12 protein-coding genes are annotated in these 11,522 nt (G+C 54.0%); 7 read left to right on the top strand and 5 right to left on the bottom strand.

What is annotated here, in order from left to right:
• Positions 1 to 67: 67 nt before the first annotated feature.
• Together rlmB and ACSZO4_RS00420 are read left to right on the top strand one after the other, a co-directional pair.
• Positions 68 to 802 (top strand): 23S rRNA (guanosine(2251)-2'-O)-methyltransferase RlmB, encoded by a 735-nt coding sequence (gene rlmB, locus ACSZO4_RS00425; protein ID WP_437886858.1) that lies wholly within the window; start codon positions 68 to 70, stop codon positions 800 to 802.
• 161 nt (positions 803 to 963) lie between these two features.
• Positions 964 to 2,583: an isovaleryl-CoA dehydrogenase gene (locus ACSZO4_RS00420; RefSeq protein ID WP_437886857.1), complete on the top strand. Its 1,620-nt coding sequence runs from the start codon at positions 964 to 966 to the stop codon at positions 2,581 to 2,583.
• Here ACSZO4_RS00420 and ACSZO4_RS00415 read toward each other — a convergent pair.
• From ACSZO4_RS00415 to bsmA, 3 genes are all read right to left on the bottom strand, one after another.
• Positions 2,580 to 4,514: a methyl-accepting chemotaxis protein gene (locus ACSZO4_RS00415; RefSeq protein ID WP_437886856.1), complete on the bottom strand. Its 1,935-nt coding sequence runs from the start codon at positions 4,512 to 4,514 to the stop codon at positions 2,580 to 2,582. The genes ACSZO4_RS00420 and ACSZO4_RS00415 overlap by 4 nt on opposite strands.
• A gap of 176 nt (positions 4,515 to 4,690) precedes the next feature.
• Positions 4,691 to 4,966 (bottom strand): DUF1471 family protease activator YjfN, encoded by a 276-nt coding sequence (gene yjfN / locus ACSZO4_RS00410; RefSeq protein ID WP_437886855.1) that lies wholly within the window; start codon positions 4,964 to 4,966, stop codon positions 4,691 to 4,693.
• 132 nt (positions 4,967 to 5,098) lie between these two features.
• The gene (gene bsmA, locus ACSZO4_RS00405; RefSeq protein ID WP_437886854.1) at positions 5,099 to 5,428 is read right to left on the bottom strand and encodes a biofilm peroxide resistance protein BsmA; all 330 of its coding nucleotides are present in this window, start codon (positions 5,426 to 5,428) and stop codon (positions 5,099 to 5,101) included.
• A 186-nt stretch (positions 5,429 to 5,614) separates the two neighbouring features.
• Between bsmA and yjfP the strand changes: the two genes are divergently transcribed.
• Positions 5,615 to 6,346: an esterase gene (yjfP, locus tag ACSZO4_RS00400; protein ID WP_437886853.1), complete on the top strand. Its 732-nt coding sequence runs from the start codon at positions 5,615 to 5,617 to the stop codon at positions 6,344 to 6,346.
• Here the strand turns inward: yjfP and ulaR are convergent, their stop codons facing one another.
• Together ulaR and ulaG are read right to left on the bottom strand one after the other, a co-directional pair.
• A complete protein-coding gene (gene ulaR, locus ACSZO4_RS00395) occupies positions 6,347 to 7,102 on the bottom strand; it encodes an HTH-type transcriptional regulator UlaR (protein WP_437886852.1) in 756 nt (251 codons plus the stop codon). It lies immediately after the preceding gene.
• A gap of 122 nt (positions 7,103 to 7,224) precedes the next feature.
• The gene (ulaG, locus tag ACSZO4_RS00390) at positions 7,225 to 8,289 is read right to left on the bottom strand and encodes an L-ascorbate 6-phosphate lactonase (protein ID WP_437886851.1); all 1,065 of its coding nucleotides are present in this window, start codon (positions 8,287 to 8,289) and stop codon (positions 7,225 to 7,227) included.
• 365 nt (positions 8,290 to 8,654) lie between these two features.
• Here ulaG and ulaA point away from each other — a divergent pair, with 365 nt between their 5' ends.
• The 4 genes from ulaA to ACSZO4_RS00370 are packed head-to-tail and all read left to right on the top strand — an operon-like array spanning position 8,655 to position 11,513.
• Positions 8,655 to 10,049: a PTS ascorbate transporter subunit IIC gene (gene ulaA, locus ACSZO4_RS00385; RefSeq protein WP_437886850.1), complete on the top strand. Its 1,395-nt coding sequence runs from the start codon at positions 8,655 to 8,657 to the stop codon at positions 10,047 to 10,049.
• 14 nt (positions 10,050 to 10,063) lie between these two features.
• On the top strand, positions 10,064 to 10,369 hold the full coding sequence (gene ulaB, locus ACSZO4_RS00380) for a PTS ascorbate transporter subunit IIB (RefSeq protein ID WP_437886883.1): 306 nt from the start codon (positions 10,064 to 10,066) through the stop codon (positions 10,367 to 10,369).
• A 9-nt stretch (positions 10,370 to 10,378) separates the two neighbouring features.
• Positions 10,379 to 10,846: a PTS ascorbate transporter subunit IIA gene (gene ulaC / locus ACSZO4_RS00375; protein WP_437886849.1), complete on the top strand. Its 468-nt coding sequence runs from the start codon at positions 10,379 to 10,381 to the stop codon at positions 10,844 to 10,846.
• Positions 10,847 to 10,859: 13 nt separating this feature from the next.
• Positions 10,860 to 11,513, top strand: coding sequence for a 3-keto-L-gulonate-6-phosphate decarboxylase UlaD (locus ACSZO4_RS00370; protein WP_437886848.1), 654 nt, complete (start codon positions 10,860 to 10,862; stop codon positions 11,511 to 11,513).
• Positions 11,514 to 11,522: the final 9 nt, after the last annotated feature.

Below are 11,522 nucleotides of genomic sequence, written 5' to 3'. Positions count from 1 at the left end.
AATGTGGCGATGTGAATGTCTCACAGCCTATTCAACCCGGCGATATCGCCTCAAATGAGTACCATTGATGAGTGAAATGATTTACGGCATCCATGCGGTGCAGGCCCTGCTGGAGCGCGCACCTGAGCGCTTTCAGGACGTGTTTATTCTGAAGGGCCGCGAAGATAAACGCCTGCTGCCCCTGATCCATGCGCTGGAAGCTCAGGGTGTCGTGATTCAGCTTGCCAACCGTCAATATCTGGATGAAAAAAGCGAAGGCGCGGTGCATCAGGGGATTATCGCCCGTGTGAAACCGGGTCGTCAGTATCAGGAAAACGATCTGCCGGATCTGATCGCCGGCCTCGATCAACCCTTCCTGCTGATCCTTGACGGCGTTACCGATCCGCACAACCTCGGCGCCTGTCTGCGTAGTGCCGATGCGGCTGGCGTGCATGCGGTGATTGTGCCAAAAGATAAATCGGCACAGCTCAATGCGACCGCCAAAAAGGTGGCCTGCGGCGCGGCGGAAAACGTCCCATTGATCCGCGTAACCAACCTGGCGCGCACCATGCGTCTGCTGCAGGAAGAGAATATCTGGATTGTCGGCACTGCGGGCGAAGCTGACCATACGCTGTTCCAGAGCAAAATGACCGGACCTATGGCACTGGTGATGGGCGCGGAAGGTGAAGGTATGCGTCGCCTGACCCGTGAACATTGCGATGAGCTGATCAGCATTCCGATGGCGGGCAGCGTCTCATCGCTGAACGTGTCAGTCGCGACCGGTATCTGCCTGTTTGAAGCCGTGCGCCAGCGCGCGAAATAAACGGCGGTTTTCTCCTTCTCCCGGTGGGAGAAGGCCGGGGTTAGGGCACCAGACGATGATGTCCTCTTCCCTTTCTTCCCCCATTTTGTGACCGCTATCGCGGGCGGGATAGCCGCCATCTGACCATACTTACTCCACTGCCATTGATGGAGAGAGAGCAGATGCACTGGCAAACGCATACCGTTTTTAATCAACCCGTCCCCCTGAATAACAGTAATCTTTTCCTTTCTGACCGCGCCCTGTATGACGCCGTGATACGCGAGGGAGCCGGCTGGGACCTCGACTTACTCGCAAGCATAGGCCAGCAACTGGGTACTGCGGAATCGCTGGAGCTCGGCAGGCTGGCGAACGTCAATCCACCGGAATTACTGCGCTATGATGCGACCGGCGTCCGGCTGGACGATGTGCGTTTTCATCCGGCCTGGCACCTGTTGATGCAAGGATTATGCGCCAACCGTGTGCACAATCTGGCCTGGGAAGAGGAGGCTCGCAGCGGCGCTTTTGTCGCCCGCGCCGCCCGTTTCATGCTCCATGCGCAGGTTGAGGCGGGCTCGTTATGTCCCATCACTATGACCTTTGCCGCCACACCCTTATTGCAACAGACGCTGCCCGCCACCTTTCAGGACTGGCTTAAACCGCTCATGAGCGACCGTTACGATCCCCATCTGGCGCCTGGTTCTCAAAAGCGCGGCCTGCTGGTGGGTATGGGGATGACGGAAAAGCAGGGGGGATCGGATCTGCTCAGTAATACCACCCGGGCGCAAAAAAGCGGGGACCACTATCGGCTGGTGGGGCACAAATGGTTTTTCTCTGTACCGCAAAGCGATGCTCATCTGGTGCTGGCGCAGACGGACGGTGGTCTTTCCTGTTTCTTTGTGCCTCGCTTCCTTCCTGACGGGCAGCGCAATGGCGTGCGTCTGGAGCGACTGAAAGAGAAGCTCGGGAACTGCTCTAATGCCAGTAGCGAAGCGGAATTTTGCGCGGCCAGCGGCTGGCTATCAGGAGAAGAGGGTGATGGCATACGGCAAATCCTCAAAATGGGGGGACTGACGCGTTTCGACTGCGCGCTGGGTAGCCACGCCCTGATGCGTCGGGCTTTCTCCGTGGCCTTGTACCATGCGCACCAGCGGCAGGTATTTGGTAAAAATCTGGTCGATCAGCCGATGATGCGCGACGTCCTCAGCCGTATGGCCCTTCAGCTGGAAGGTCAAACGGCGTTTTTATTCCGCCTTGCCCGTGCCTGGGATGCGCGTACGAACCCGGAAGAAGTCCTGCTGGCGCGTCTGTTAACCCCGGCGGCCAAATTCGCCATCTGTAAAGCTGGGATCCCCTTTGTGGCTGAAGCCATGGAAGTGCTCGGTGGTCCAGGATACTGCGAAGAGAGTGAACTGCCCCGGCTTTATCGGGAGATGCCGGTTAACAGCATCTGGGAAGGCTCCGGCAATATTATGTGCCTTGATGTGCTGCGGGTGCTGGCAAAACAGCAGGGCGTCAGTGAGTTGCTGCATGAAACCTTTGCGCGGGTTAAAGGTCAGGACAGACATTTTGATCGGGCCTGGCGGCAGTTGCAGCAGCGGCTGCGCAAACCCCATGAAGCGCAAGGGCGGGAGATTACGCAGCAGTTATTTTTGCTGGCGATGGGGGCGCAAATGTTGCAATGCGCTCCGCCGCCGGTGGCCCAGGCCTGGTGCCGGATGATGCTCGATACTCGCGGCGCCAGCGCACTGAGTCAGCAGGTGCAAAATGACCTGCTGCTGCGTGCTACCGGCGGTGCTGGCTAGTCTGCTTTCAGGCTAAACAGGCTGACGACCTCGGTCAGATGGGCCCCTTTTTCCCGCAGTGTGCCTGCGGTTTGTTCGCTGCGGGACACCCGTCCGGCGTTGATATGCGTGGCTTCGCCAATATGAACCATCGCGATATTGACCTGGTTAATCCCCGCTGACTGTTCGTGAGAGGCGTGGTTAATCTCGTTGACCAGTTGGGTAATATGGCCCATATGAGTCGTGATCTGCGTCATTGCCTGCCGGGTGTCGTCAGACAACGTATGGCCTTCGCTGACTTTTCTCAGGGTATCGCTGGTCAGTTCGTCGATCTCTTTGACCGCATTGGCGCTGCGCGCTGCCAGAGCCCGGACTTCCTGAGCCACGACGGCAAAACCTTTACCATGCTCTCCGGCCCGTGCGGCTTCGACTGCGGCGTTAAGCGCCAGGATATTGGTCTGGAAGGAGATGGATTCAATCACATGGGTGATATCGGCAATGCGCTGAGAGGCGGTGCGGATCGCATCCATGGTGGCGACGGCTTCTCCGACGGTAGCTCCGCCTTTTTGTACTGCCCGGGAGGTTTCATTTACCAGCGACTGCATCTCTTCCATATTGGCGGCGTTTTGCTGCACTGTGGCGGTGAGTTGCTCCATGCTGGCGGAGGTTTCCTCGACGCTGCTGGCCTGCTTGTTTATCTGGTCGCTGATTTCGCTGCTGTCGGCGGCCAGCGCATTGGTGCCGTGGTGAATGTCATCGGCGGCCTCGCGCACCTGCATCACAATGGTATGCAAGCCATTGCCGATGCCATTGATGGCGTTAATCAGCTGACCCACTTCATCTTCACGTTTAACGTCCAGGCTGGCGCGCAGATCGCCTGAAGCATAGCGGCTGGCAAGGCCAATAGCATCACGCAGCGGGCGGGTCAGCCAACGGCGGACAATCACCACAAACAAGGCGGCAAACAGCAGGGAAACCACCAGCCCGGCAATCAGAAACTGATTACGCATACTGGTGACATCACTCAGCAGTATTGCTTTGTCCACTTCACCGACTACCGTCCAGTTCCAGCCGGGGACGGTTATCCAGGAGAGCATTTGTCGATGACCATCGGCGCTCTGCTGTTCCAGCGTGCCTGAGGTCTCTTTCAGAACCCTTTGCAGGGCGCTGTCATCCCACTGCGGGCGTTTCCCTTCTTCGCTGGGATGGAAGAGATAGTTGCCATAATTTTTGCCCGCGTTACGGTCAAGTACGAAGAAATGACCGCTTTCACCGAGCTGGCGACCCAGAATTTTACCGCGCATGATCTCCCATGAGTGGGTGATATCCACCCCGACAAACAGGATCGCAATGGTCATGCCGCTGGCATCTTTTACGGGCTGGTATTGGGTGATGTAGCGCTTGCCGAACAGCAGCGCCAGGCCGCGGTAGACTTCACCTTTCATCACCGGGGCAAATGCCGGGCTGGCTTTGTCCAGACGGGTGCCGATAGCCCTGTCGCCATTTTCTTTACGCAAAGAGGTGGCGACACGGACAAAATCATCGCCACTGCGTACAAACAGGGTCGCGATAGCCCCGGTACGCGTGAGAAAATCATCCACGGTGGCGTTGTTTTCATGAAGTTCACTGTCTCCGCCTTTCAGCAGAGGAACGCTGATGCCATTAATCTCACGGCTTTGGGAGCGGTCGATAGATACGGGCTGAGGCAGAAAGCTGTTAAACAGGCGAGTATAACTTTCCACTTCTTCGCTCAGGCTGCTGTTAAACATCTCCACCATGTCTAACACGCCGGTAGACTGGTTATGAAGATCTTCCATTGCCAGGCTTTCCAGCTGCTGGCTGGCTTTATTACTCAACAGGGAGGTGAAAAGCAGGAAAAGTGCGGCGACGCTGATACCCGTCAGGAGGGAAAGTTTGGTGCCAAGTCCGATACGACGAAAAAAGGTGCTCATAAAATATCCGCTGAAAAGAATGTCAGCACCTTCAACGGCAATAAACTGATAACATTTAGTTTGTCAATGTAACAAAATGTTACATGACCTTATCTTTACGATAATATGTCTCTAACAAAGAAATCATAAACAAAAAAGCCACCCTGCAAAAGTGACTTTTCTGGTAGGTCTCGCTGTCAGGCATAAAGAATGGCTTGTACGCGCCAGTTATCAACCCGTTGTTCTTCTTGCATTTGAATGATGCGATACCAGGAAGCACCTTGTTCATCCGCTTTCAACGCGATGACACGTTCAACGTCCTGCGGCGTGCCAAAAACATTATTGACAGAAATCAGGCCGATTTCATTCAGCCCGGTAACGCAATCTGCGCTGGCGAACTCTGCGGATTGCGCTGTCGTGCTAATCATCCCCACTGAAAGCAGCAGTGAGGTCAAGGCAAGAGATCGTTTCATATCCGCTCCATTTCACGTTACCCCGATGAATTACAGGGCATTCCGTCGCGAGAAAATCCATACCGTCCATTGTGCACAGGCAAACATAAAAGGATGAAAATCAGTGTAAATCTTCCTTAAATCAACGCGCTATTATTGCTGGTACAGAAGGGCTCGTGAGTACCAGCGCCCGGGAATTACCGTGTCATCCATCATCAGAATGAGGTAGTAATCGGCTTTCGCCTCGGCCGCTTTGGCTTTTATTGCCGCTTCCACATCCATCGGTGAGCCCAGTACTGTCACGCTGACGGCCCCCATTTCTTGCAGGCTTTGCGTCTGATTACGGCTAATTTCCTGCGGGAAATTGCTGACCGGAGGCGCCGGCTGCGGCTTACCTTCAAGTACGCTACAACTGCTTAACAGTAACGCCAGCAAAACGGCGCTGAAGATGCGCATCATGTTTTTATGTCTCCTGATTGCCATAGTGTAGTGCCTCAATTATTCGCTCTGTGGGGAATGTTCCCAAATTGTTATCCCCGCCGTTATTTTCGAATGAAAATGCAGTGAAAGCGTAATCTATATCTCAAAGTTATGGGTCTATATGCAAACTCTGACTTGCGCCAATAGTCACGCAATGGCATACCAGCATGATTAAACACGGAGGCGCCAATGATAGAACTCGATGTACAGCAATTTGCCGGTATTGAAACGCTCCATGCCCGCCCGGCGGGAAAAACCGCTCAACCCTTGCCGACCCTGATTTTTTACCACGGATTTAGTTCATCAAAGCTCGTTTATAGCTATTTTGCCGTCGCTCTGGCGCAGGCAGGATTCCGGGTCATCATGCCAGATGCGCCAGAGCATGGCGCACGTTTTGATGGTGATGAAGCCAGCCGTTTGCAGCACTTCTGGCAAATTTTGCAGGGCAATTTTAGCGAGTTTCCGCAGTTGAAAGAGGCGCTGTACGACGCCGGTTTGATCGCAGATAACCGGCTGGCGGTGGGCGGCGCATCCATGGGGGGAATGACGGCGCTGGGTATCATGACCCGTTTTCCTGAGGTTCGTAGCGTCGCCTGTTTGATGGGGTCGGGTTATTTCTCCACGCTCTCCAGTACGCTTTTTCCACCGCCTCAGACGGCGGACATTGATGCCATTCTTACGCCGCTGGCGCACTGGGATATTACCCGTCAGTTGTCCCGACTGGCAGACAGACCATTGCTGCTATGGCATGGGGAAGAAGATGATGTAGTGCCCGCCGACGAAAGCGTGCGTTTGCAGCAGGCACTAAAAAGAGAAGGGCTGGATGGTCAGCTGACTTATCACCAGGAGCCCGGTGTAAAACACCGTATTACACCGATGGCGCTGGAAGTGACGGTCGACTTTTTTCGCCGCCACCTCTGATTACACCCGAACGACTTTGACGCCCTGATCCTCAAGTTTTTTGAGGATCTCCGGGTTGGCCTGTTTCCCGGTGATCAGCACGTCGATTTGATCGGCGCTGCTGAAGAGCATGCCCGCCCGTTCGCCGACTTTGCTGCTGTCGACCAGCACCACCAGTTTACCCACCATATTGAGCATTTTTTGCTCTGCCATAGCGGTCAGCATATCGGTCTTATAAAGCCCCTCGGCGGTCAGCCCTTTACCGCTGGTAAACATCCAGTGGCCGGCATAGAGACTATTTTCACTGCTTTGTGGGCCAAGGGTAATGGATTGGGTTTTGTTGTACTGCCCGCCCATGATCACCACGCTGTCGTGCTCCTGCTCAATCAGGTAATTGGCCAGCGGCAGATAGTTGGTGATTATCTGCACCGGCTTGCCGCACATTTCGCGTCCCAGCAAAAAGGCCGTCGAACCGCAGTTAATGACCACGCTTTCTCCACTGCTGACCAGCTGCGAAGCGGCTCTGGCAATACGTACTTTTTCATCATGGTGCAGCGCTTCATGGATATTCATCGGCGACCAGCGGGCGCGCTGCTGGCTGATGGCCTCAGCGCCATTGCGCACCTTTTTCAGTTTGCCGGTTTCGTCGAGCTTGTTGATATCCCGCCGTGCAGTCGCCGGGGAGACTCCGAGGCTGGCGATAACCTGCTCCACCGTAATAAAGCCCGCCTGCGCCAGTTGCTCCAGCAATATTTGATGTCGTTGCGCTTCCGTCATGAGCTATTCCGATGATAAATGATGTGAAAAGATGATATTTGAAATAGCATGAAATTACTAAAGATTCGTGCAGCATGTTGCAGCAAAAATGGCGGGTGCATTGCTGCCTCCCGCCATCGCGTTTAAAGGAAAGATTTAAACGGCAGATCCGGCTCATGCGTGAAGCAATCCTCGAAACCACGGGGATAGTGATACTCGAAGTTGTCCTTATCCAGCGGCCAGGTAAACTTGCCGCCAACCTGCCAGATATAAGGCTTAAAGCCATATTGCAGACGGTCTTTTTTCATCTCCCACAGTACGCGAATTTCCTGGGGATCGGCCTGGAAGTTTGACCAGATATCGTGATGGAAGGGGATCACCACTTTGGTGTTCAGGGCTTCCGCCATCCGCAGCATATCGGCGCTGGTCATTTTATCGGTAATGCCACGGGGGTTCTCACCGTATGAGCCCAGCGCAACGTCGATGCGGTACTCATTACCGTGTTTTGCGTAATAGTTGGAATAGTGGGAATCACCGCTGTGATAGAGGGTACCGCCAGGGGTTTTAAAGACATAGTTAACTGCCCGCTGATCCATGCCGTCCGGCAGGACGCCTGCCGCTTTTTGCTCTACCGGCAATGTGATGAGCGCCGTGCGGTCAAAGGCATCAAGGGCATGAATTTCAATATCTTTGACCCGAACGACATCCCCCGGTTTTACCACGATGCAGCGTGATTTGGGCACACCCCAGCCCACCCATAAATCGACGCAGGTCTGCGGGCCAATAAAGGGCACATCATCGGCGCAGTTTTTCATGACCGCAGCGGCGACGTTAACATCAATATGATCGTTGTGATCGTGGGTGGCGAGGATCGCATCAACCTGGCGAATGGCAAAAGGATCAAGGACAAACGGCGTGGTACGCAGGTTCGGCTGTAGTTTTTCCACCCCGGCCATCCGCATCATCTGGTGCCCTTTTTTCATCAGCGGGTTGCCGTGGCTTTGCTTGCCAGTACCGCACCAGAAATCAACACAGACATTGGCACCACCTTCGGATTTCAACCAAATCCCCGTGCAGCCAAGCCACCACATGGCAAAGGTTCCCGGCGCCACGCGCTCCTGCTCAATTTCCTCATTCAACCAACTGCCCCATTCGGGGAATGTGCTCAGAATCCATGATTCACGGGTAATGGTTTCAATCTTACTCATCGTGCCGCTCCTTATCTTTTTTAATCAAATTAAATCATTTTGTGACAACTTGTGATTTATATTTTCACGCTTTATTCATCGATGCAAGAGGGTGAATGCGATTTTATGTCGCTGAGCTGTATCTGTTATTGTGCTGATATCCTATGATTTATAGGGGGTTATTTTTATATATTAATGAATGCAAATGTTTTTTATTTTGCGTGTGCAAGCAGGTGTTATGACGGTAACAGGATGGGGAAATAATTTGCGTGATGCGTCACAAATAATCAAAAGCAATCTTTTTGTGATTGTTGCTGATTGGTAGAGTGAATTTACACCTTGTGCTGCGTCACGGCGATGAAGCACTTTTCTGACTGGAGCAAGTTATGGAGATCCTCTACAACGTCTTCACCATCTTTTTTAATCAGGTTATGACCAATGCCCCGTTGTTGCTGGGTATCGTGACCTGTATCGGCTATATCCTGCTAAGAAAAAGTGTCAGCGTTATCGTCAAAGGCACAATCAAAACCATTATCGGTTTTATGTTGTTACAGGCCGGGTCGGGGATCCTGACCAGCACCTTTAAGCCGGTGGTGGCCAAAATGTCGGAGGTTTACGGCATCAATGGCGCAATCTCAGATACCTACGCCTCGATGATGGCGACGATTGAACGGATGGGGGACGCCTACAGCTGGGTCGGCTATGCCGTGCTGCTGGCGCTGGCGCTCAATATCCTTTACGTCCTGCTGCGCCGTATTACCGGTATCCGTACCATCATGCTGACGGGGCATATCATGTTCCAGCAGGCAGGCCTGATTGCCGTGTTCTTCTTTATTCTCGGCTATTCGATGTGGACCACCATTATCTGCTCCGCCGTGCTGGTGTCGCTCTATTGGGGAATAACCTCCAATATGATGTACAAACCAACCCAGGCGGTGACCGATAACTGCGGCTTTTCCATCGGCCATCAACAGCAGTTTGCCTCCTGGGTTGCTTACAAGATTGCCCCATACCTCGGAAAAAAAGAGGAGAGTGTCGAAGATCTCAAGCTGCCGGGCTGGCTGAATATCTTCCATGACAACATTGTGTCGACCGCCATTGTGATGACGGTGTTCTTTGGCGCGATCCTGCTCTCTTTTGGCATATCCACCGTCCAGACCATGGCCGGAAAGGTTCACTGGACTGTTTACATTCTGCAAACCGGTTTTCAGTTCGCGGTGGCGATTTTCATTATCGTCCAGGGCGTGCGCATGTTTGTCGCCGAACTGTCTGAAGCCTTTAACGGGATCTCCCAGCGACTGATCCCCGGCGCCGTCCTCGCCATAGACTGTGCCGCGATTTACAGCTTCGCGCCGAATGCGGTGGTCTGGGGCTTTATGTGGGGCACTATCGGTCAGCTGATTGCGGTCGGCATCCTGATTGCCTTTGGCTCCTCCATTCTGATTATCCCGGGCTTTATCCCGATGTTCTTCTCCAATGCCACCATTGGCGTCTTCGCCAACCACTTCGGCGGCTGGCGCGCGGCGCTCAAAATCTGCCTGGTGATGGGCATGATCGAAATCTTCGGCTGCGTATGGGCGGTCAAGCTGACGGGCATGAGTGCCTGGATGGGGATGGCTGACTGGTCAATTCTGGCGCCGCCGATGATGCAGGGGATGACCCTGGGCCTGTGGTTTATGGGGGTGATTATCGTGATTGCCCTGATCTATATGTTCTTCGCCGGGCGCACGTTGCGCGCTGAGGAAGATGCGGAAAAACAACTGACAGAACACTCTGTTTAAGAAGGAGTTTGATGATGACCGTTCGTATTCTGGCTGTGTGTGGCTGCGGGCAAGGCAGCTCGATGATCATGAAAATGAAAGTTGACCAGTTTCTGACTCAGCAGGGGGTAAATCACACGGTGAACAGCTGTGCGGTAGGGGAGTACAAAAGCGAGCTCTCGGGAGCAGACATCATTATTGCTTCCACTCACGTTGCAGGCGAGATCGAAGTCTCCGGCAACAAGCACGTCGTGGGGGTGCGTAACATGCTTTCTGCCGCAGATTTTGGACCCAAACTGATGGAAGTGATCAATGCGCATTTTGCGCAGGATGTGAAATAAGGATTCGCCATGAAATTACGTGACTCGCTGGCGCAAAACAATGCCATCTGTTTGCAGGCTGAAGCCAGCAGCTGGCAGGAAGCGGTGAAAATCGGTGTGGATTTGCTGGAAGCTGCGGATGTTGTTGAGCCGCGTTACTACCAGGCTATTCTGGATGGCGTTGCACGATTTGGGCCGTATTTCGTTATTGCACCGGGGCTGGCAATGCCCCATGGCCGCCCGGAAGAAGGGGTGAAGAAAAACGGCTTTGCGCTGGTCACCCTGAAAACACCGCTGGTGTTTAACCATGAAGATAACGATCCGGTGGATATCCTGATAACCCTCGCGGCGGTTGATGCGCGAACGCACCAGGAGGACGGCATCATGCAAATCGTCAATCTGTTTGAAGATGAAGACAATTTTGACCGTCTGCGCGCCTGTCGCACCGCCCAGGATGTTCTCGACCTCATCGACAGCGCCACTGCGGCGTCAGTATAAAGGAGTAGTAACCATGTCTGATTTACCGATGTTACAGGTGGCTCTGGATAACCAGACCCTGTCCCATGCCTATGAAACCACCCGTTTGATCGCCGAAGAGGTGGACATTATCGAAGTTGGCACCATTTTATGCGTGGGCGAAGGCGTACGTGCGGTACGCGATCTTAAGGCGCTCTACCCACATAAAATTGTGCTGGCGGATGCCAAAATTGCCGATGCCGGGAAAATCCTCTCAAGGATGTGTTTTGAAGCCAGTGCCGACTGGGTGACGGTTATCTGCTGCGCGGATATCAATACCACCAAAGGTGCGCTGGAGGTGGCAAAAGAGTTTAACGGCGACGTGCAGATTGAGCTGACGGGATACTGGACCTGGCAGCAGGCCCAGGAGTGGCGCGATGCAGGCATTCAGCAGGTGGTCTATCACCGCAGTCGTGATGCGCAGGCTGCCGGTGTCGCCTGGGGCGAGGCGGATATCAGCGCGGTGACGCGGCTGGCGGAAATGGGCTTTAAGGTGACGGTCACCGGTGGGCTGGCGCTGGAGGATTTACCGCTGTTCAAAGGGATCCCGATTCATGTGTTTATTGCCGGGCGCAGCATTCGCGATGCCGCTGACCCTGTTGAGGCCGCTCGCCAGTTCAAACGCTCAATCGCTCAGTTGTGGGGCTAAGGAGTGGGA

This window comes from Phytobacter sp. V91, from assembly GCF_965644225.1.
Classification (GTDB): Bacteria; Pseudomonadota; Gammaproteobacteria; order Enterobacterales; family Enterobacteriaceae; genus CBFFRJ01.
Note: the sequence above shows the minus strand (reverse complement) of the source record. Positions and strands in the feature narration are given on the sequence as shown.